Below are 21,303 nucleotides of genomic sequence, written 5' to 3'. Positions count from 1 at the left end.
GTCAGTGCAGGCTGCGGACGTCCAGCTGGCGCAGCACCCGGTCGACGACCTCGGGGTCGGCGCCGGCCTCGTTGCGGGCGGAGAGGACCGCGTGCCGGGCGGCCGACATCATCTCGCGCTGGACCCGGCCGACCGCCTTGAAGCGCTCCGCGCGCTGGGCGTACGCCTCGCGGCGTTCCTCGTCGACCATGTCCGGGCTGATCCGCGCCCCGACGTCGTAGGCGAGCCGCTGGATCCGCTCCACCATGTCCTCGGGGAAGTCCTCGACCTCCTGGATCTCCTTGAACCGCTGCCGGGCCGCCTTCGCGGCGCGGATCGCGAGGTCCCGCTCCAGCGCGGCCTCGGCCTCGGTGTCCGCGCGCACATGGAGCCGGCGCACCAGCCAGGGCAGGGTGAGGCCCTGGAAGACCAGGGTCACCATGATCACGACGAAGGCGATGAAGATGATCTCCTCGCGGCCGGGGAAGGGCTTCCCGTCGTCCGTGTGCAGCGGGATCGCCAGGGCCAGGGCGACCGAGGCCACCCCGCGCATCCCGGCCCACCACATGACGACGGTCTCCCGCCAGCCGGTGGGGATGTCCTCGCTGACGTCGCGGCGCCGGTGCAGCCGTTTGGCCAGCCAGGTCGCCGGGAGCAGATAGAGCAGCCGTACGCCGACGACGACCGCGCAGACGGCCAGGCCCCAGCCCACCATCTCCCAGCGGCGTCCGGCGGCCGTGCCGAAGACGTTGTGCAGTTCGAGGCCGATGAGACCGAAGGCGACCCCGGTGACCAGGGTGTCGACGATCTCCCAGAAGGAGCGGCCGGTGAGCCGGCCGAGGACGTCGTCGGCGTCGGCGGTGTGCTCGGCGAGGAACAGCGCGGTGGTCAGGACGGCCAGCACGCCGGAGCCCATCAGCTCCTCGGCGAGCACATAGCTGACGAACGGCACGAGCAGGGTCAGTCCGACCTGGAGGGTGGCGTCGCCGAGCAGGCCCATGAGTTTGAGGGTGAGCCAGGCCAGGGCGAGCCCGACGGCCACGGCGACCACGGCGGAGAGCACCAGCAGCCCGAAGGCCTGGGGCAGCGAGAAGGTCCCGCTCACGGCGGCGGCGATCGCCACGTGGTAGAGCACGATCGCGGTGACGTCGTTGAACAGCCCCTCGCCCTCCAGGATCGAGACGAGCCTGCGGGGCAGTCCGACCGAGCCGGCGACGGCGGTGGCGGCGACCGGATCGGGCGGGGCGACCAGCGCGCCGAGCGCCACGGCACCGGCCAGCGGCAGTCCGGGGACGATGCTGTCGGCCACGGCGGCCACCGCCGCCGTGGTGAGGAAGACCAGCGCCACGGCCAGCAGGAAGATCGGCCGTTTGTTGGAGGCGAACTGCCGCCAGGAGGTGCGCTGCACGGAGGCGTAGAGCAGCGGCGGCAGCAGCGCGGGCAGGATGATCTCGGGCGGTACGTCCACGTTGGGCACGAAGCTGAGGAAGGCCATCACGACGCCCACCAGCGTCATCAGGACCGGCGCGGGCAGCCCGAGCCGGTCCCCGAGCGGCACCGTGACCAGGGCTCCGAGCAACAGCAGGAGCAGCAGGGTCATCTGTTCCACGGGAGGCCTCCGGAGCGCGCCGAACCCGGCCGCGGTGTCCGGCCGGACTGGCATCACCCTGCCACGCGGGACTCCGGATCCCGGTCACACCCCCTCGCGCCCCGGGGACGCGCCGGACCGGAACGGGACAGCCCTCAGGCGTCCAGGGTGCGGCGCATCGCCCGGTGCGCGATACCCGCGTCCGGGAACTCCGGGCCGTACGCGACGTAGCCGAGCCGTTCGTAAAAGCCGAGCGCGTGCGTCTGGGCGTGCAGGTCGACGGCGGCGAGGCCGAGGCCGCGGGCGGCGTCCTCGATGGCCCGCACCAGCGCCGCGCCGACCCCGAGGCCGCGCGCCTGCCGGGTCACCGCGAGCCGGCCCAGCGAACCGACCGCGAGGTCGCCGCCCGTCCTGGACTCGGTGCCGGGGCCGTGCAGCAGCCGCCCGGTGCCGAGCGCCGTGCCGTCGGCCGCGACGGCCAGGACGTGCACCGCGCCGGCGTCGTAGGCGTCGTACTCGATCTCCTCGGGCACGTTCTGCTCACCCACGAAGACGTCCTTGCGGACCTGGAAGCACGCGGCGCGGTCCCGCTCGTCGGTGACCGTGCGGGTGGTGTACGCGAGGGGCGCGGCGGTCATGCGCTCTCCGCCGCGATCCGGTCCAGCGCCTGCTGGAGGTCCTGCGGGTACTGGCTGGAGAACTCCACCCACCGGCCGTCGGACGGGTGCTCGAAGCCGAGCCGCACCGCGTGCAGCCACTGCCGGGTCAGCCCGAGGCGCTTGGCCATCGTGGGGTCGGCGCCGTAGGTGAGGTCGCCGACGCAGGGGTGGCGGTGGGCGGACATGTGCACCCGGATCTGGTGGGTGCGTCCGGTCTCCAGCTTGATGTCCAGCAGGCTGGCCGCGCGGTACGCCTCGATGAGGTCGTAGTGGGTCACCGAGGGCTTGCCGTCGGCGACGACCGCCCACTTGTAGTCGTGCTGGGGGTGGCGGCCGATGGGGGCGTCGATGGTGCCGCTCATCGGGTCCGGGTGGCCCTGGACCAGCGCGTGGTACTTCTTCTCGACGACCCGGTCGCGGAACTGGGCCTTCAGCAGGGTGTAGGCGCGCTCGGACTTGGCGACGACCATCAGCCCGGAGGTGCCGACGTCGAGCCGGTGGACGATGCCCTGGCGCTCGGCGGCGCCCGAGGTCGAGATCCGGTAGCCGGCCGCGGCGAGACCGCCGATGACGGTGGTTCCGGTCCAGCCGGGGCTCGGGTGGGCGGCGACGCCGACCGGCTTCACGATCACGACGATGTCGTCGTCGTCGTGGACGATCTCCATGCCCTCGACGGGTTCGGCGACGATCTGCACCGGGGCGGGGGCCTGGGGCATCTCCACCTCCAGCCAGGCACCGCCGCGCACGCGCTCGGACTTGCCGACCACGGACCCGTCCACCTGCACCTTCCCGGCGGCGGCCAGCTCGGCGGCCTTGGTGCGGGAGAAGCCGAACATCCGGGAGATGGCGGCGTCGACGCGCTCGCCCTCCAGACCATCGGGGACGGGCAGGGTGCGGACCTCGGGTTGCGTACTCACCAGTCGAGTATGCCTTGCCCCCGCCCCTCCCCGTTCCCGGAGGCCGTCAGTCCTTGTGGACGGTCCCGTCGGGGTCCAGGCCCTTGAAGGAGAGGAGGACGATCAGGATGCCGCCGCAGACGATCGCGGAGTCGGCCAGGTTGAAGACGGCGAAGTGCGCGGGGGCGATGAAGTCCACGACCGCGCCCCGGAAGACGCCGGGCGCCCGGAAGATGCGGTCGGTGAGATTGCCGAGCGCACCGCCGAGCAGCAGTCCGAGGGCGATCGCCCAGGGCAGGCTGTAGAGCTTGCGGGCCAGCCGGGCGATCACCACGATGACGGTCGCCGCGATCACCGTGAAGACGATGGTGTACGCCTCGCCCATGCCGAAGGCGGCCCCGGAGTTGCGGAGCGCGTCCAGCTTGAGCCAGTCGCCGAGCAGCTCGACCGGCTCGTGGTGCTCCAGCTTCGCCACGACGACGAGCTTGCTGCCGAGGTCGATCAGATAGGCGAGCACGGCGACGCAGAAGAGCAGGATGATCCGCCGCCGACGCGTGGCGGGCGAGCGGTCGACCGCCTCCCCGCCGTCCTGTCCCTCCGGTTCGGCGGCCTCCGGGGACGCGTGCGGGCCGGCCTGTTCGGGCCCGGCCCCTTCGCGTCCCTCGGCCTCGGGGGTGTCCGGCGTATCGATGATGCGCTCCGCCTCTGCCACGTGAATCCCTCAACCTCGTTCCGACTGAGGACGAGGGTACGGCACGGCCGCGCGGATCAGCCGCGTCGCTCCTGTTTCTGTTTGTCCTCGACACAGAGCGTGGCACGGGGGAACGCCTGCATCCGCGCCTTGCCGATCGGCTTGCCGCAGATCTCGCACAGGCCGTAGGTGCCCGCGTCGAGCCGGGCCAGCGCCCGCTCGGTCTGCTCCAGCATCTCCTGGGCGTTGGCGGCGAGCTGCATCTCGTGCTCGCGGGTGATGTTCTTGGTGCCGGTGTCCGCCTCGTCGTCGCCCGCGCCGTCCCCGGAGTCCCGCATCAGCCCGGCCAGGGCCTGGCCCGAGGCCTCCAGCTCGCTGCGCAGGCGGGTGATCTCGCCGGTCAGCCCGGTCCGGGCCTCCGCGACCTCCTCGGGCGTCCAGGGATCCTCGCCCGGCCGTACGGCCAGCTCCTCCGGGGCCGTCGCGGCCCTGGCCGGGGGCACGGGCGCCGTGCTCCGGTCGGCCGTGCGGGTCCTGGCCGGGCTCTTCTTGGCTACCACCGTGTGGGCTCCCGTCTGCTCGGCGGCCTCGGCCGCCCCCGTGGCCGCCTCGGCGGCCTCCTTCGAGGCGGTCCGGGCTGTGCTCCGGCCCGCCGCGGTCCTCTTCCCGGCCGCGGTGCTCCCCGCGGCCTTCTTCGCGGAGTCCGCGGTCTTCTTCGCGGTCTTCGCGGTCTTCGCGGTCTTCTTCGTCGTCTTCCTCGCGGCCGTCTTCTTCGCGGCCGTCTTCTTCGCGGTCCTCTTCGTGGTGCCGGTCGCCGCGGCGGTCTCTCCCGGGGTCGGGTCCGCGGCCTCCTCGGGCGCTCCGGCCACGTCCTGCGGCTCGGTCCCCGCCTTCGCGTCGGACGTCTTCTTCGCCACCATGGCCGCGGCCCCTTCACGCAGTGTGATCTTGCTCGCGAGTCGTGCTGGGACGATAAGTCGACCCCAGCCCCGCGGCAACGGGGCACGCCGCCGCATCGCCCCTCCCCGTCCGTGGACCTCCGCGCGCCTGAAAGCGTTGTGCCCAGCTCCCCGCCCGGTAATCCGCCTTCCGCCCTCCCGCCGGACCCCGTCCGGACCCGGCCGGGCCGCCCCTGGCCATTCGGGTCACGCGGCGGCCGGGAAATCCGGTCGGCCCGGTGTCCCGCGGGCCCTTACACTGGGCTCAGCGAGAGGCGTGGATGGGACGAGTAGCGTCGTACGCAGCCAGGAGCGACCCGGGGACGGTGGAAGCCCGGGGGCGAGCGCGTCGTGAAGATCACCCCGGAGCCGCCGGAAGAACGCCCGGGACCGTGGGACTCCCCCACCGGCCCCGGAGCCAGTAGAACCGGCTTCGCACCCCAATGAGGGGGTCTCGGGCGCACAGCCCGCGGCCAAGGAGGGTGGTACCGCGGGTTCCGGCGACGGTTCTCGTCCCTCCGACGGAAGGTGAAGACGTCCGCCGGAGGAAGCCCGCCCATGACATCGCCGCAGTACCACCAGGTACCCGCCCAGGTAGACCTGCCCGCGCTCGAACACGCCGTGCTCGACTTCTGGCGCGAGAACAAGATCTTCGCGCGGAGCCTCGAACAGTCCGAGGGCCGCCCCGAATGGGTCTTCTACGAGGGTCCGCCCACGGCCAACGGCATGCCGGGCGCCCACCACATCGAGGCCCGCGTCTTCAAGGACGTCTTCCCCCGCTTCCGGACCATGCAGGGCTACCACGTGGGCCGGAAGGCCGGCTGGGACTGCCACGGACTGCCGGTCGAGCTGGCGGTCGAGAAGGAGCTGGGCTTCAACGGCAAGAAGGACATCGAGGCGTACGGCATCGCCGAGTTCAACGCCAAGTGCCGCGAGTCCGTGACCCGGCACACCGACGCCTTCGCCGAGCTGACGACCCGGATGGGCTACTGGGTCGACCTCGACGACGCCTACCGCACGATGGACCCCGAGTACGTCGAGTCGGTGTGGTGGTCGCTGAAGGAGATCTTCACCAAGGGCCTGCTGGTCCAGGACCACCGGGTCGCCCCCTGGTGCCCCCGCTGCGGCACCGGCCTGTCCGACCACGAGCTGGCCCAGGGCTACGAGACGGTCGTCGACCCCTCGGTCTTCGTCCGCTTCCCCCTGACCTCCGGCCCGCTGGCCGGCGAGGCCGCGCTGCTGGTCTGGACGACGACCCCGTGGACCCTGGTCTCCAACACGGCCGTCGCCGCGCACCCCGAGGTCGAGTACGTCGTCGCGACGAACGGCGAGGAGAAGCTCGTCGTCGCCCGCCCGCTGGTCGAGAAGGCGCTCGGCGAAGGCTGGGAGCCGACCGGGCAGACGTTCACCGGCCGCGAGATGGAGCGCTGGACGTACCAGCGCCCGTTCACCCTGGTGGACTTCCCCGCTGAGGCGCACTACGTCGTCAACGCCGACTACGTGACGACCGAGGACGGTACGGGTCTGGTCCACCAGTCCCCCGCCTTCGGCGCCGAGGACCTCGTGGTCTGCAAGGCGTACGGCCTGCCCGTGGTCAACCCGGTCCGCCCCGACGGCACCTTCGAGGAGGACGTGCCGCTGGTCGGCGGGGTCTTCTTCAAGAAGGCCGACGAGACGCTCACCGAGGACCTCGCCGCCCGCGGACTGCTCTTCCGCCACGTCCCGTACGAGCACAGCTACCCGCACTGCTGGCGCTGCCACACCGCGCTGCTCTACTACGCGCAGCCGTCCTGGTACATCCGTACGACCGCGATCAAGGACCGTCTCCTCCAGGAGAACGAGAAGACCAACTGGTTCCCGGACTCGGTCAAGAACGGCCGCTACGGCGACTGGCTGAACAACAACATCGACTGGGCGCTGTCCCGCAACCGCTACTGGGGCACCCCGCTGCCCATCTGGCGCTGCGAGGACGACCACCTCACCTGCGTCGGCTCGCGCGCCGAGCTGTCGGAGCTGACCGGCACCGACCTCTCCGCGCTCGACCCGCACCGCCCGTTCATCGACGAGATCACGTTCACCTGCTCGCACGAGAACTGCCAGCTGGAGGCGTACCGCGTCCCGGAGGTCATCGACGCCTGGTACGACTCGGGCTCGATGCCGTTCGCGCAGTGGGGCTACCCGTACAAGAACAAGGAGATCTTCGAGAGCCGCTACCCGGCGCAGTTCATCTCGGAGGCCATCGACCAGACCCGCGGCTGGTTCTACACGCTGATGGCGGTCGGCACCCTGGTCTTCGACAAGTCGTCCTACGAGAACGTGGTCTGTCTGGGCCACATCCTCGCCGAGGACGGCAGGAAGATGTCCAAGCACCTGGGCAACATCCTCCAGCCGATCCCGCTCATGGACCAGCACGGCGCCGACGCGGTCCGCTGGTTCATGGCGGCCGGCGGCTCCCCGTGGGCGGCACGCCGCGTCGGCCACGGCACGATCCAGGAGGTCGTCCGCAAGACGCTCCTCACGTACTGGAACACGGTCGCCTTCCAGGCGCTGTACGCCCGTACGTCGAACTGGGCGCCCTCGGCCGCCGACCCGGCCCCGGCCGACCGCACGGTCCTGGACCGCTGGCTGCTCGGCGAGCTGAACACCCTGGTCGACCAGGTCACCGAGGCGCTGGAGGGCTACGACACCCAGCGCGCCGGCAAGCTGCTGTCCGCGTTCGTCGACGACCTGTCCAACTGGTACGTCCGCCGTTCGCGCCGCCGCTTCTGGCAGGGCGACAAGGCGGCGCTGCGCACGCTGCACGAGGTCGTCGAGACGGTGACCCGGCTGATGGCCCCGCTGACCCCGTTCCTCACCGAGCGGGTCTGGCAGGACCTGGTGGTGCCGGTCGTCCCGGACGCGCCGGCCTCCGTCCACCTCTCCTCCTGGCCGAAGGCCGACCCTGCGGCCGTCGATCCGGCCCTGTCCACGCAGATGGCCCTGGTGCGCCGTCTGGTCGAGCTGGGACGGGCCACGCGCGCCGAGTCGGGCGTCAAGACCCGCCAGCCGCTCTCCCGCGCCCTGGTCGCCGTCTCCGGCTTCGAGACCCTCTCCCCCGAGCTGCACGCCCAGATCACGGAGGAGCTGAACGTCTCCTCGCTGGCCTCGCTCTCCGAGGTCGGCGGTTCGCTGGTCGACACCACCGCCAAGGCGAACTTCCGGGCGCTCGGCAAGCGCTTCGGCAAGGGCGTCCAGGCCGTGGCCAAGGCCGTGGCGGAGGCGGACGCGGCGGCGCTGTCGCTGGCGCTGCGCGAGGGCACGGCGGCCGTCGAGGTCGACGGGGAGCGGATCAGCCTCGCCCCGGACGAGGTCATCATCACGGAGACCCCGCGCGAGGGCTGGTCCGTCGCCTCCGACTCCGGTGCCACCGTCGCCCTGGACCTGGAGATCACCCCGGAGCTGCGCCGCGCCGGACTGGCCCGTGACGCGATCCGGCTGATCCAGGAGGCCCGCAAGAACAGCGGCCTGGACGTGGCGGACCGCATCGCCGTCCGCTGGGCGTCCACCTCGCCCGCGACGACGGAGGCCCTGACCGAGCACGCGCCCCTCATCGCCGACGAGGTGCTGGCCCTGGACTACGCCGAGGGCGAGGCCGACGACACCTACGGCACCCCGTTCGAGGACGAGGGCCTGTCCCTGACGTTCCGCCTCCGCAAGACCGAGGCGTAACCCGCACGGCGTAACCCGCACCCCGAGGGGCCCGGCCGGACACGTTCCGGCCGGGCCCCTCGCCGTTCCCCGCCCCGTCTCCTGCCCTCACCGGGCGCAGCGCCCCGCACGCACGCAAAAGGGCCGGGCCCCGGGGAAACCCCGGGGCCCGGCCCTCAGCCTGCCGACGGCTACGCGCTCACCGCGCGGAAGCCGGTCAGTTGTCGTCCTCGTCGATGAGGAACCCGCGCATCGGCGACGGAGCCTGCTGCATCGGCTGCGGCGCCTGCGGCCGCACCGGTGCCATCGGCTGCGTCATCGCGGGCGTCATCTGCTGCTGACCGCCGTAGGACGGACCGCCGCCCATGGACGGGTTGCCGCCCATCGGCTGGTTGCCGTGGTTGCCGCCCATGGTGTGACCCATGGCGCCCGCACCGGCCGGAGCCAGCGAGGGCGACGGCGGCAGCGACGCGGCGGCGGGGGTGCGCGGCGGGGCCAGCGAGTCGTCCGCCTGGGTCTCCAGCTGACGCAGCTGGCTCTCCAGGTAGGACTTCAGACGCGTGCGGTACTCGCGCTCGAAGCCGCGCAGGTCCTCGACCTTGCGCTCCAGCGTCGCGCGGGCCGACTCCAGCGAGCCCATCGCCACGCGGTGCTTCTCCTGCGCGTCCCGCTCCAGCGCGTCGGCCTTGGCGCGGGCGTCCCGCTCCAGGCCCTCGGCGCGGCTGCGCGCCTCGCCGACGATCTTGTTGGCCTCGGAACGGGCCTCCGCGATCGCCTGGTCGGCGGTCTGCTGGGCCAGCGAGAGGACACGGGCGGCGCTGTCGCCACCGGGGCCCTGCTGCTGCATCTGCGGCGGCTGCTGCATCTGCTGCATCTGCTGCTGCGGGTTGTGACCGCCCATGGGACCGCCCATCGGGCCGCCCATGGGTCCACCCTGCATCGGGCCGGGGCCGTGCGGGCCCTGCGGACCGGGGCCGTGCGGGCCCTGGGGGCCGTGACCGCTGGGACCGGCGGGCAGCTGCGGAGCACCACCGGGCAGCTGGGGGGGACCCATCTGCGGGGGCTGCTGCTGGACCGGCGGACCCGATATGGCGGCGGGCACCGGGGCACCGGGACGGTCCTGCGGCTCCGGCTTCCGCATGCCCTGCTGCTGCTGGTTCTGCGCGGCGGCACGCGTGGCGGCGGCCAGCTTGGCGCGCAGGTCCTCGTTCTCACGGAGCAGGCGGGTCAGCTCGGACTCGACCTCGTCGAGAAAGGCGTCGACCTCGTCCTCGTCGTAACCCTCCCGTAGGCGGACCGTCGTGAACTGCTTGTTCCGCACGTCCTCGGGGGTCAGCGGCATCTCTTCTTCACCTCTACGTAGTCGTCGGCAGTCGGCAGGACCGTATCGCTCACACGCTGGTCACAAAGCTGATCAGAATGGAAACGATGATCATCAGAACGAAGAAGGACAGGTCGAGTGCCACGCCCCCTAGACGCAGCGGCGGGATGAACCGCCGCAGGAGCTTGAGCGGTGGATCGGTGACCGTGTACGTGGCCTCCAGCACGACCACCATCGGCTTGCCCGGCTGCCATGAACGTGCGAACTGGAAGACGTAGTCCATGACCAGCCGGAAGATCAGCACGATGAGGAAACACATCAACGCGATGTAGACAACACTTTGTGCGACGCCCATCCTCGCGCTTCCCTCTCCCCTGACTCGTAGCTCCGGCCTCCCGGCCGGTTCGTTCCCGGTGTCGTGTTCTCAGCTCTGGTTGAAGAATCCGCCCTCTGCGATGCGGGCCTTGTCCTCCGCCGTGACATCGACGTTAGCAGGCGACAACAGGAACACCTTCTGCGTCACACGTTCAATGCTGCCATGGAGACCGAAGACGAGTCCCGCGGCAAAGTCGACAAGTCGCTTTGCATCCGTATCGTCCATCTCCGTGAGATTCATGATCACCGGAGTGCCCTCACGGAAGTGTTCCCCGATGGTACGGGCCTCGTTGTACGTCCGGGGGTGCAGCGTGGTGATGCGGTACGGCTCCCGCTCGGACACGACCTTGGGCATGATCACCGGTGCGTTCTTCTCCAGGTTCGGGCGTTCAGGTGTGATGGATGCCACGGGTGCGATCCGGGCGGGTCGCTCTCTCTCCGCGGGGATCTGGACCGGCTCCCGCTGGGCCGGCGGCTGGACCGCGCGGACCGGCTCCTCCCGCTCCCGCTCCACCTGGTGCGCGGGCTGATGCCGGCGCCGGTCGCGCTCGGGCTCCGGCTCGGGTTCGAATTCGTCGTCGGGGTCGAACCCCGGACCGTCGTACCCATCGTCCTCCACGAGGCCGAGGTAGACCGCCATCTTGCGCATCGCGCCGGCCATGCTCTGAGTCCTCCGCTCTGTGGTGGATCGGCTTCTGTCACCAAGTGCCCGCGATCCACTCCGGCCTGCCCGCCATGGGCGGTAATGACCATATTTTCTGCTGTGGTCCGACCTGCTTGGCGACGTTACCCGAGCCCGGGGCGTACTCCGAGTACCGCAGTACCGACGCGTAGATGTGTCGCTCCGGCCGCCACCGCTTCCTCGAGGTCCGCACTCATTCCTGCAGAGACCATGTTCGCAGCCGGATGGTTCCCGCGCAGCCGGGATGAGAATTCCATCAGCCGGTCGAAGGCGGCCCGTTGCCGTCCGGCGAACGGACCGGCGAGCGGCGCGACCGTCATCAGTCCGTCGAGTCGCAACCCGGGCGCGTCGGCGATCGCGTCGGCCAACTCGCCGATCCCGTCGGGCCCGACCCCGCCGCGCTCACCGCGCTGCCCGCTCTCCGCGTCGAGCGCGACCTGGACGAGACAGCCGAGTTCGCGCCCCGCGCGCACGGCCGCGGCCGAGAGCGCGGTCACCAGCTTCGTACGGTCGACGGATTGCACGACATCGGCATAACCAACCACCGATCGAACCTTGTTGGTCTGCAATTGACCGACAAAGTGCCATCTGAGGGACAGATCCGCACATGCGCCGGCCTTGGGCGCGGCGTCCTGGTCACGATTCTCCGCGACATGACGCACACCGAGTTCATGCAGGATTCGCACATCGCTCGCCGGGTAGGTCTTGGTGACCACGATGAGCGTCACCTCTTCCCGTTTGCGACCGGCGGCGGCGCAGGCGGAAGCGATGCGTTCCTCCACCTGTGCCAGGTTCGCGGCGAGTTGCTGCTTGCGTTCCGTCATGCCCTATCAGTCCAACCAGACATATCCGGCGAGCCGCCCGGTGGTGCGGTCGCGTCGGTACGAGAAGTGATCAGCGGATTCGAGCGTGCACACCGGCGAGGACCGCCGGTCGGTGACGCCGAGTTCCGCGAGCTGGGCGAGGACTCCACCGGTCACGTCCACGGCCGGGGTTCCCCAGCTGGTCTCGGACCATGCCGCGGGGACCTCGGCGGCGACCGCGTCCCGCATGACGGCCGGCACCTCGTAGCACCGGCCGCAGACGGCGGGCCCGGTGCGGGCGATGATCCGGGCGGGATCGGCACCGAGTCCGGTCATGGCCGCGACCGCCGCCGGCACGACCCCGGCGAGCAGTCCCGGACGGCCCGCGTGTGCGGCTGCGACGACTCCGGCGACCGGATCGGCGAGCAGAACGGGGGTGCAGTCGGCGGTGAGCACGGCGAGCGCCAGTCCGCGCCGGGTGGTCACCAGCGCGTCGACCGCGGGGATCTCATGGTCCTCGCCCCAGGGGCCGTCGACCACGGCGACGTCCCGGCCGTGCACCTGGTTCATCCAGACGACCCGGGCCGGGTCGAGTCCGCGCACCCGCGCGGCCCGCTCCCGGTTGGCGAGAACGGCGGCGGGGTCGTCACCGACCGCGCCGCCGAGATTGAGCTCCGCGTACGGAGCGGCGCTCACCCCGCCCCACCTGTCGGTGAAGGAGAAGTGAGCGCCGCCTTCCGAAGAAACAGAATCCTTCGCGTTCACAGCGTGGTGCGGACCTATCACTTCAAGAAGTCCGGGACGTCCAGCTCTTCGGCCTGGGAGTCCTGGTAGGGCCGGGCCGGCGGAACGTGCGGCGGGACGACCGGCGGGATGTGCGTCTCGTGCGCCACCGGAACCGGCTCGGGCTGGACCGGCGGCTCCTCGCGCGGCGGGACCGACCCCAGTCCGCCGCTCTGACGCACGGGCTCGGCGGCCCGGACCGGCGGGGCCGGCTCCTCGCGCTTGGCGGAGGCCGAGCCCAGGACGTTGTCCCGGCGGGCCGGCGGCTGTCCGCCGTCGAATCCCGCCGCGATCACGGTGACCCGGACCTCGTCGCCGAGCGCGTCGTCGATGACCGCGCCGAAGATGATGTTGGCCTCCGGGTGTGCCGCCTCGCTCACCAGCTGGGCGGCCTCGTTGATCTCGAAGAGACCGAGGTCGCTGCCACCGGAGATGGAGAGCAGGACACCGCGGGCGCCGTCGATGGACGCCTCCAGGAGCGGCGAGGAGATCGCCATCTCCGCGGCGGCCACCGCGCGGTCGTCGCCGCGGGCCGAGCCGATGCCCATGAGCGCCGATCCGGCCTCGGACATGACCGACTTGACGTCGGCGAAGTCGAGGTTGATCAGGCCCGGGGTGGTGATGAGGTCGGTGATGCCCTGGACACCCGAGAGCAGGACCTGGTCGGCCGACTTGAACGCGTCGAGCACGCTCACCTGGCGGTCCGAGATGGACAGCAGCCGGTCGTTCGGAATGACGATGAGGGTGTCGACCTCTTCGCGGAGCTCGGCGATGCCGTCCTCCGCCTGGTTGGCGCGGCGCCGGCCCTCGAACGTGAACGGGCGGGTGACCACACCGATCGTCAGGGCGCCGAGCGAGCGCGCGATGTTGGCGACGACGGGTGCGCCACCGGTGCCGGTGCCGCCGCCCTCGCCCGCGGTGACGAAGACCATGTCGGCCCCCTTGAGGACCTCCTCGATCTCCTCACGGTGGTCCTCTGCCGCCTTGCGACCGACGGCCGGGTTCGCCCCGGCGCCCAGGCCCCGGGTGAGTTCACGGCCGACGTCGAGCTTGACGTCGGCGTCGCTCATCAACAGCGCCTGTGCGTCCGTGTTGATCGCGATGAACTCGACGCCCTTGAGGCCGACCTCGATCATTCGGTTGATGGCATTGACACCACCGCCGCCGACACCGATGACCTTGATGACTGCGAGGTAGTTCTGCGGTGCTGCCACGTCGAAGGCCTCTCGCCTCGAGTTACGTGTCGTCGCTTCGCGGTGGTGCCGCCGCGACGACGGATGCCGATTGGGACGGTCCGAATGCCGACCCGAACCCTAACCTTGAAGTTTAGGGTTACCAGTGTGTCTGCTTCATGGACTCTTCCGAACAGGACACTAAGTCGACAAGTGGCGCCCGTTCAACGAACACGCCGAACCTCCCGTTTTTCTTTTCACCCTATGTGATCACCCGTAGCGCTGACCAACCAGGGTGCTGGCCAGGACGAATACACGTCAACTGCTTGACACTGCGGGAGCGGTGGGCGCACTCACGTCGAAGTGTCCCGCTTTGGGAGAGGCTTTCATGAGCGCGGTGAGGACCTTCGCCTTCACCACACCTTCTTCACCGCTCCCCCAGAACACCGTCCGGTCCCCGGAGAGTTCCAGGGAGACCGCGTCGTACGAGGCGACCCGCACGACCCGGGTGTCCTCGGCGACCCCGTCGGGGAGATCGCCGGCGACCCGGACCGCCTCCCGCACCAGCCGGTCACTGCCGAAGCGGCGCAGGCTCGCGGACTGATCGGGGGTCAGTTCCAGGAGGGGCACGCGCCCGGGGGCCTTGTCCACCGTCGCGAAACGCACACCTTCGGCGTCCACTTCGACGAACTTCGTCCCCTTTTTCACCAACAGGACCGGCTGTCGTTCGGTCACTTTAAGTCCGATGCCGTGCGGCCATGACCGAACGACATCCACCGAATCGATACGAGGCAACTTCTGGCGCAACCGATCGGCGACGGCACCGGTGTCCACGGAGAGGAGCGGGGCCCCCATCGGCACCGCCGCCGCGGCCTCCACCTCGTCCGGCGCGAGCACGTCGAGCCCGGTGATCCTGACCTGTTCGGTGCGGAACCAGGTGGAACCGTAGAGCGCCCAGACCGTGCCCGCGCCGAGCAGCAGCACGGTGGCCCCGCTCACGATCAGCAGGGTGCGCCGGGACATCCGGCGCACCCGGGGCCCCCCGCCCGGCGGGCCGTCCGGGGTCTCCTGCTGCTGCCCTGCACCGCGCTGGGCGGTCGTCGGTCCGGCCACGCTCGCTCCTTACGCGGGGTCCGGGGGTGTCGGCACCCCCGGACCCGTCCGCCTCACGCGCCTCGGCGCGAGGCAATCGCCTCGTACACCATGCCGACCAGAAGGTCGTCGGCGTCCCGGCGGCCGAACTCGGCGGCGGCGCGGGACATTTCGTACAACCGGTGCGGATCGGCCAGGACCGGGAGGACGTTGCCCTGCACCCACTCGGGGGTGAGCGCCGCGTCGTCCACCAGCAGGCCACCGCCGGCGTTGACCACCGGCTGGGCGTTGAGCCGCTGTTCGCCGTTGCCGATGGGCAGCGGGACGTAGGCGGCGGGCAGCCCGACGGCGGAGAGTTCGGCGACGGTCATCGCGCCCGCGCGGCAGAGCATCATGTCGGCCGCGGCGTACGCGAGGTCCATCCGGTCCACGTACGGTACCGGGATGTAGGGCGGCATCCCGGGCATGTTGTCGGCGCGCGGCAGTTCGTTCTTCGGGCCGACCACGTGCAGGATCTGGATGCCCGAGCGCTGGAGCAGCGGAGCGACCCGCTGGACCACCTCGTTGAGGTGACGGGCGCCCTGCGAGCCGCCGGAGACCAGCAGCGTGGGCAGGTTGGGGTCGAGGCCGAAGGCGGCGCGCGCCTCCGGGCGGACCCGGGCCCGGTCCAGGGTGGCGATGGTGCGGCGCAGCGGGATGCCGATGTAGCGGGCGCCGCGCAGCTTGCTGTCCGGGGTGGACACGGCGACGCCGTGCGCGTACCGCGAGCCGATCTTGTTGGCCAGGCCGGGCCGGGCATTGGCCTCGTGGACCACGATCGGCACCCCGGCGCGCTTGGCGGCGAGATAGCCGGGCAGGGCCACGTAGCCGCCGAAGCCGACCACGCAGTCCGCCTTGGTGCGCTCCAGGATCTGCTCGGCGGCCTTGATGGTGCCGCGCAGCCGGCCCGGGACGGTGATCAACTCGGGCGTGGGCTTGCGGGGCAGCGGCACGGCCGGGATCAGGGCGAGTTCGTACCCCCGCTCGGGTACGAGCCTGGTCTCCAGTCCGCGCTCCGTGCCGAGGGCGGTGATGCCCACGCTCGGGTCCTGCCTGCGCAGGGCGTCCGCGAGGGCCAGCGCGGGCTCGATGTGGCCGGCGGTCCCCCCACCGGCGAGTACGACATGCACCGAAATTCACCGCTCTCCGGACGGACGCTTCTTGACGCGCCGTCTCATCGTCTTCCATCTCACCCCGGGCCTCCGCGTGGCCAGGGCCGCCTTGGCGGCGGGATCCGCTCGCGCGAACGCGATCAGCAGCCCGACTGCGAACATGGTCGGCAGCAGGGCCGACCCCCCGTACGAGAACAGCGGGAGCGGGACACCGGCGATCGGCAGCAGACCGAGCACCGCACCGATGTTGATCACGGCCTGGGCCGTGATCCAGGTGGTCACACCTCCCGCCGCGTACCTCACGAAGGGGTCCTCCGTGCGTCCGGCCACGCGGATACCCGCATAGCCTAGAGCCGCGAAGAGGGCGAGTACCGACAGCGTCCCCGCCAACCCCAGTTCCTCCCCGGTGATGGCGAAGATGAAGTCGGTGTGCGGTTCGGGAAGTTGGCCCCATTTTTCCACACTTGCACCGAGTCCGGAACCGAACCATCCGCCCGATGCCAGAGCGTAGATGCCGTGCACGGCCTGCCAGCAGGAGCCCCCCGGACCGGGCTCGCTGGCCCCCATGCAGTCCAGCCGGGACATCCGGTTCGGGCTGGTCTTGATCAGCAGGAACGCGACCGCTCCGGCGACGGCGAGCACCCCCGCGAACAGCCGGGTGGGCGCCCCGGCCAGCCAGAGCAGGCCGAACAGCACGGCCGTGACAATGATCGCAGTGCCCATGTCACCGCCGAGCATGATCAGCCCGAGCAGCATGAAGGCGACCGGCACCAGTGGGACCAGCAGGTGCTTCCACTGGGTCAGCAGTCTCTTGTCCTGTTTGCGGGCCAGCAGATCGGCCCCCCACAGCACCAGGGCGAGCTTGCCGAACTCGCTGGGCTGGAGCTGGAAGGGCCCGCCCAGGTAGAGCCAGTTCCGGTTGCCGTTGACCGACATCCCTATCCCCGGCACCTGGACCAGCACCATCAGGAAGACCGCGCCCATCAGCAGCGGATAGGACAGGGCCCGGTGCAGTTTGACCGGCATCCGGGCGGCCACCGCCATCAGTCCGGCGCCGATCACTGCGGCGAGGAACTGCTTGCGGAAGAAGTACGTGCCCGGTTTGTCGAGTTCCAGAGCCTTGATCATCGAGGCGGAGTAGACCATCACGAGGCCGAGCACGGTGATCAGCAGCCCGGCGCCCAGGATGAGGTAGTACGCCGTCAGCGGGCGGTCCCAGGCCCGCCGCAGCCGCTCGTAGAACCGTCGCGCCCCGCCGCCCCGGGGCGAGCGGGAGCCGCCGGAGGCCCTGGAGCGGACCGCGGAGGGCCGCCGGGGCCCGGCCGCGGCCGGACGCACGCGCAGCGCGTCACCGGCCGGGAGCGGGGCTCCCGCGGTCGCGAGGAGGGGCGGTCGCAGCGCCCGGCCGAACGCCGGATGCGCTCGTGAGCGGTCTGCGCCGGGTGCGGCGGAGCTCTCGTCGGCCGGCATGGTCCCTGTCCCCTCCACTGCTCGTGCCCGGGGCTCCGGCGCCGGGACCCCGGGCCCCGCGCAGCCGTACGCGTCCCGGTGGTCCCGGGACGGTACGGCGTGGAGGCCGGGCCCGTCAGGCGTTCTCGGCGGCCAGCGCGCGGACGGCCTCCGCGAAGGCCTCGCCCCGCTTGTTGTAGTTGACGAACATGTCCATCGAGGCGCAGGCCGGGGCCATCAGTACGGTGTCTCCCGGCCGGGCGAGCCGTGCCGCCTCGCGGACCGCCTCGGACATCGCCCCAGTGTCGGTCCGGTCGAGGTCGGTCACCGGGACCTCGGGCGCGTGTCGCGCGAGGGCTTCGCGGATCAGGGCGCGGTCGGCGCCCATCAGGACGACGCCCCTCAACCGCCCGGCGCACCCCTTGACCAGCTCGTCGAAGGTGGCGCCCTTGGCGAGGCCGCCGGCGATCCAGACGATCGGCTCGTAGGCCGCGAGGGAGGCCTCGGCGGCGTGGGTGTTGGTGGCCTTGGAGTCGTCGATGTACGTGACCCCCGCGACGTCCGCGACGTGCTCGATGCGGTGCGGGTCGGGGCGGAAGGCCCGCAGTCCGTCGCGCACGGCGGTCGGCGGCACGCCGAAGGCGCGGGCCAGCGCGGCGGCGGCCAGCGCGTTGGCGATGTTGTGCGGGGCCGGCGGGTTCACGTCCGCGACCTCGGCCAGCTCCTGGGCCTGCTTCTGCCGGTTGGCCACGAAGGCCCGGTCGACGAGGATGCCGTCGACCACGCCGAGCTGGGAGGGGCCGGGGGTGGCGAGGGTGAAGCCGATCGCCCGGCAGCCCTCCTCGACGTCCGCCTCGCGCACCAGGTCCTCGGTGGCCGGGTCCGCCGCGTTGTACACACAGGCGACCGTGTTGCCCTCGTAGATCCGGCCCTTGTCGGCGGCGTACGCCTCCATGGAACCGTGCCAGTCGAGGTGGTCGGGGGCCAGGTTGAGGACGGCCCCGGAGTGGGCGCGCAGCGAGGGCGCCCAGTGCAGCTGGTAGCTGGAGAGCTCGACGGCCAGGACGTCGTACGTCTCCTCGCCGAGCACGGCGTCCAGCAGCGAGACGCCGATGTTGCCGACGGCGGCCGTGCGCAGCCCCGCTGCCTCCAGGATGGAGGCGAGCATCCGGACGGTCGTGGTCTTGCCGTTGGTGCCGGTGACCGCGAGCCAGGGTGCGGGCTTCCTGCCGTCCTGTCCGCGCAGCCGCCAGGCGAGTTCGACGTCGCCCCAGACCGGGACGCCCGCCTCGGCGGCCGCGGCGAACAACGGCTTGTCGGGCCGCCAGCCGGGGGCGGTGACGACGAGTTCGGTGGACTCCGGCAGGGTGGCGCCGTCGCCGAGGCGCACGGCGATGCCCTGCGCCTCCAGCTCCGCCGCCTGGCCGCGGGAACGTTCGTCGTCGCCGTCGTTGACCACGGTCACGACGGCGCCGAGGCCGTGCAGCACCCGGGCCGCCGGGATCCCGGAGACCCCGAGTCCGGCGACCGTGACGCGCTTGCCCCGCCAGTCCACGTTGCTCACTTCTTGGCTGCCCATCCTGCGTAGAAGAGGCCGAGTCCGACGATGACGCACATGCCCTGGATGATCCAGAAGCGGACCACCACAAGGACCTCGGACCACCCCTTGAGTTCGAAGTGGTGCTGGAGCGGGGCCATCCGGAAGACCCGCTTGCCGGTCATCTTGAACGATCCGACCTGGATGACGACGGACATCGTGATCATCACGAAGAGGCCGCCGAGGACCGCCATCAGGAATTCGGTGCGGGAGCAGATCGCGAGGCCGGCCAGGGCGCCGCCGAGGGCCAGCGAACCGGTGTCCCCCATGAAGATCTTGGCGGGCGAGGTGTTCCACCAGAGGAAGCCGAAGCAGGCGCCCATCAGCGCGGAGGCCACGACCGCCAGGTCGAGCGGGTCTCTCACCTCGAAGCAGGCGCTCGGGTTGGTGAGGGTGGCGGCATTGGCGCAGGACTCCTGGAACTGCCAGAGGCCGATGAAGGTGTACGCGCCGAAGACCATCACCGAGGCACCGGTGGCCAGGCCGTCCAGACCGTCCGTCAGGTTCACGCCGTTGGACATGGCGAGGATCATGAACAGCGCCCAGACGACGAAGAGCACCGGGCCGATCGACCAGCCGAAGTCCTCGACGAACGAGAGCTTGTCGGAGGCCGGGGTGTTGCCGCGGGCGTCGGCGAACTGGAGCGAGAGCACCGCGAAGGCGATGCCCACGATCAGCTGGCCGGCCATCTTGGCCTTGGCACGCAGACCCAGCGACCGCTGCTTGACGATCTTGATGTAGTCGTCGAGGAAGCCGACCAGGCCCATGCCGGTCATCAGGAAGAGGACCAGCACACCGGAGAAGCGCATGTCCTCGCCGGTGATCACCTTGGCCAGGACATAGGCCATGATCGTCGCCAGGATGAAGGCGATGCCGCCCATGGTGGGCGTGCCCTTCTTCGATCCGTGGGTGCGCGGGCCGTCGTCCCGGATGAACTGCCCGTATCCCTTGCGGGCCAGGAGCTTGATCAGCAGCGGGGTGCCGACCAGGGTCAGGAAGAGCCCGATGGCTCCCGCGAAGAGGATCTGCCTCATCGGCCCGCGACCTCGCCCTCGGTCGCGTTCTCCAGCAGTGCCGTTACCACCTGCTCCAGGCCGACCGACCGGGACGCCTTCACCAGCACGACGTCTCCCGGGCGCAGTTCCCTGCGCAACAGGTCGACGGCAGCCTGTGCGTCGGACACAAGCACCGACTCCTCACCCCACGAACCCTCGTTGTATGCGCCCAGTTGCAGCCAGGAGGCCTCTCGGCCCCCGACCGCGACGAGCTTGCTGACGTTGAGCCGGACGGCGAGCCGTCCGACCGCGTCGTGCTCGGCGAGCGAGGCGTCGCCGAGCTCGGCCATCTGGCCGAGCACCGCCCACGTACGACGCCCCTTCCCCATGGCGACCAGCGCACGCAGTGCGGCCTTCATGGATTCGGGGTTGGCGTTGTAGGCGTCATTGACGAACGTCACGCCGTCCGGACGCTCGGTGACCTCCATGCGCCAGCGGGAGAGGGTGCCCGCCTCGGAGAGCGCCACGGCGATCTCGTCTGCGGACAGGCCCAACTCATGGGCGACGGCGGCCGCGGCGAGCGCGTTCGACACGTGGTGCTCACCGTACAGGCGCATGGTCACATCGCTGCACCCGGTGGGTGTGTGGAGGCGGAAGGCGGGGCGTCCGTCCGCGGTGAGGCGCACGTCTTCGCCCCGTACGTCCGCATCCGCGGCTTCGCCGAAGAGGACCACCCGGGCCTTGGTGCGGGAGGACATGGCGCGGACGAGGGGGTCGTCGGCGTTGAGGACGGCGACGCCGTCCTCGGGGAGGGACTCGACCATCTCGCCCTTGGCCTGGGCGATCTGCTCCTTGCCGCCGAACTCGCCGATGTGCGCGCTGCCGACGTTGAGGACGAGGCCGACGCGCGGGGGGACGAGACCGGTGAGGTAGCGGATGTCCCCGATGTAGCGGGCGCCCATCTCCAGGACCAGGTGCTGGGTCTCGGCGGTCGCGCGCAGCGCGGTGAGCGGCAGGCCGATCTCGTTGTTGAGGTTGCCCGCCGGGTAGACGGTGGGGCCCTTGCGCTCCAGGAGCTGGGCGATGAGGTCCTTGGTGGAGGTCTTGCCGGCGGAGCCGGTGAGCGCGACGACGGTGCTGCCGAGGCGCTCGACGACGGACCGGGCGAGCGCGCCGAGCGCCGCCACCACGTCGTCGACGACGATCGCGGGGACGCCGACCGGACGGGTGGCCAGGACGGCGGCCGCGCCCGCCTCGACGGCGCGCGCCGCGTAGTCGTGGCCGTCGACGCGTTCGCCGGCGAACGCGGCGAAGAGGCTGCCTTGCTTCACCTCCCGGGAGTCGATGACGACGGGTCCGCTGACGGTGACGGCCGGATCCGGTATGTCGTGCGGCTGCCCGCCGACGATGTCCGCGATCTCGGCGAGGGAAAGGGCGATCACTTG

At 71.1% G+C, this 21,303-nt stretch carries 18 protein-coding genes; 1 reads left to right on the top strand and 17 read right to left on the bottom strand.

What is annotated here, in order from left to right:
- Position 1: 1 nt before the first annotated feature.
- The 5 genes from ACFVDM_RS23855 to ACFVDM_RS23835 all read right to left on the bottom strand — a co-directional run bounded on the left by ACFVDM_RS23855 (position 2) and on the right by ACFVDM_RS23835 (position 4,733).
- Positions 2 to 1,588 (bottom strand): Na+/H+ antiporter, encoded by a 1,587-nt coding sequence (locus ACFVDM_RS23855; protein ID WP_383643542.1) that lies wholly within the window; start codon positions 1,586 to 1,588, stop codon positions 2 to 4.
- 134 nt (positions 1,589 to 1,722) lie between these two features.
- On the bottom strand, positions 1,723 to 2,205 hold the full coding sequence (locus tag ACFVDM_RS23850) for a GNAT family N-acetyltransferase (protein WP_383643539.1): 483 nt from the start codon (positions 2,203 to 2,205) through the stop codon (positions 1,723 to 1,725).
- Positions 2,202 to 3,143: an RluA family pseudouridine synthase gene (locus ACFVDM_RS23845; RefSeq protein ID WP_383643536.1), complete on the bottom strand. Its 942-nt coding sequence runs from the start codon at positions 3,141 to 3,143 to the stop codon at positions 2,202 to 2,204. The genes ACFVDM_RS23850 and ACFVDM_RS23845 overlap by 4 nt, the downstream gene beginning before the upstream one ends.
- A gap of 46 nt (positions 3,144 to 3,189) precedes the next feature.
- Complete coding sequence (gene lspA, locus ACFVDM_RS23840) at positions 3,190 to 3,834, bottom strand: signal peptidase II (RefSeq protein ID WP_383643533.1); 645 nt, start codon at positions 3,832 to 3,834, stop codon at positions 3,190 to 3,192.
- A gap of 56 nt (positions 3,835 to 3,890) precedes the next feature.
- Positions 3,891 to 4,733: a TraR/DksA family transcriptional regulator gene (locus ACFVDM_RS23835; protein WP_383643530.1), complete on the bottom strand. Its 843-nt coding sequence runs from the start codon at positions 4,731 to 4,733 to the stop codon at positions 3,891 to 3,893.
- Positions 4,734 to 5,309: 576 nt separating this feature from the next.
- On the opposite strand from ACFVDM_RS23835, the gene ileS reads away from it, so the two are divergent.
- Positions 5,310 to 8,459: an isoleucine--tRNA ligase gene (gene ileS / locus ACFVDM_RS23830; RefSeq protein ID WP_383643527.1), complete on the top strand. Its 3,150-nt coding sequence runs from the start codon at positions 5,310 to 5,312 to the stop codon at positions 8,457 to 8,459.
- Positions 8,460 to 8,655: 196 nt separating this feature from the next.
- On the opposite strand, the gene ACFVDM_RS23825 is transcribed toward ileS, so the two are convergent.
- From ACFVDM_RS23825 to murF, 12 genes are all read right to left on the bottom strand, one after another.
- Complete coding sequence (locus ACFVDM_RS23825) at positions 8,656 to 9,780, bottom strand: DivIVA domain-containing protein (RefSeq protein ID WP_383643524.1); 1,125 nt, start codon at positions 9,778 to 9,780, stop codon at positions 8,656 to 8,658.
- A gap of 49 nt (positions 9,781 to 9,829) precedes the next feature.
- Positions 9,830 to 10,114 (bottom strand): YggT family protein, encoded by a 285-nt coding sequence (locus ACFVDM_RS23820; RefSeq protein ID WP_383643521.1) that lies wholly within the window; start codon positions 10,112 to 10,114, stop codon positions 9,830 to 9,832.
- A 69-nt stretch (positions 10,115 to 10,183) separates the two neighbouring features.
- Positions 10,184 to 10,795, bottom strand: a complete 612-nt coding sequence (locus ACFVDM_RS23815; RefSeq protein ID WP_383643518.1) for a cell division protein SepF — start codon at positions 10,793 to 10,795, stop codon at positions 10,184 to 10,186.
- Positions 10,796 to 10,920: 125 nt separating this feature from the next.
- A complete protein-coding gene (locus tag ACFVDM_RS23810; protein WP_383643515.1) occupies positions 10,921 to 11,640 on the bottom strand; it encodes a YggS family pyridoxal phosphate-dependent enzyme in 720 nt (239 codons plus the stop codon).
- Between the two features lie 6 nt (positions 11,641 to 11,646).
- Positions 11,647 to 12,405, bottom strand: coding sequence for a peptidoglycan editing factor PgeF (pgeF, locus tag ACFVDM_RS23805; protein ID WP_383643512.1), 759 nt, complete (start codon positions 12,403 to 12,405; stop codon positions 11,647 to 11,649).
- Positions 12,402 to 13,616: a cell division protein FtsZ gene (gene ftsZ / locus ACFVDM_RS23800; protein ID WP_383643510.1), complete on the bottom strand. Its 1,215-nt coding sequence runs from the start codon at positions 13,614 to 13,616 to the stop codon at positions 12,402 to 12,404. The genes pgeF and ftsZ overlap by 4 nt, the downstream gene beginning before the upstream one ends.
- 276 nt (positions 13,617 to 13,892) lie before the next feature.
- Positions 13,893 to 14,687, bottom strand: a complete 795-nt coding sequence (locus ACFVDM_RS23795) for a cell division protein FtsQ/DivIB (protein WP_383643507.1) — start codon at positions 14,685 to 14,687, stop codon at positions 13,893 to 13,895.
- A 53-nt stretch (positions 14,688 to 14,740) separates the two neighbouring features.
- Positions 14,741 to 15,835: an undecaprenyldiphospho-muramoylpentapeptide beta-N-acetylglucosaminyltransferase gene (gene murG / locus ACFVDM_RS23790; protein WP_383643504.1), complete on the bottom strand. Its 1,095-nt coding sequence runs from the start codon at positions 15,833 to 15,835 to the stop codon at positions 14,741 to 14,743.
- Positions 15,836 to 15,841: 6 nt separating this feature from the next.
- Entirely contained in the window at positions 15,842 to 17,287 is a 1,446-nt protein-coding gene (gene ftsW / locus ACFVDM_RS23785) for a putative lipid II flippase FtsW (RefSeq protein WP_383643501.1), read from the bottom strand.
- Between the two features lie 115 nt (positions 17,288 to 17,402).
- Positions 17,403 to 18,830: a UDP-N-acetylmuramoyl-L-alanine--D-glutamate ligase gene (gene murD / locus ACFVDM_RS23780; protein WP_383643959.1), complete on the bottom strand. Its 1,428-nt coding sequence runs from the start codon at positions 18,828 to 18,830 to the stop codon at positions 17,403 to 17,405.
- A complete protein-coding gene (mraY, locus tag ACFVDM_RS23775; RefSeq protein WP_383643497.1) occupies positions 18,827 to 19,897 on the bottom strand; it encodes a phospho-N-acetylmuramoyl-pentapeptide-transferase in 1,071 nt (356 codons plus the stop codon). The genes murD and mraY overlap by 4 nt, the downstream gene beginning before the upstream one ends.
- Positions 19,894 to 21,300: a UDP-N-acetylmuramoyl-tripeptide--D-alanyl-D-alanine ligase gene (gene murF / locus ACFVDM_RS23770; RefSeq protein ID WP_383643494.1), complete on the bottom strand. Its 1,407-nt coding sequence runs from the start codon at positions 21,298 to 21,300 to the stop codon at positions 19,894 to 19,896. Before murF ends, mraY begins: the two co-directional genes overlap by 4 nt.
- Positions 21,301 to 21,303: the final 3 nt, after the last annotated feature.

Origin of the sequence: Streptomyces sp. NPDC057682, assembly GCF_042799575.1 — a bacterium.
In the GTDB taxonomy this organism is placed as follows: Bacteria; Actinomycetota; Actinomycetes; order Streptomycetales; family Streptomycetaceae; genus Streptomyces.
Note: the sequence above shows the minus strand (reverse complement) of the source record. Positions and strands in the feature narration are given on the sequence as shown.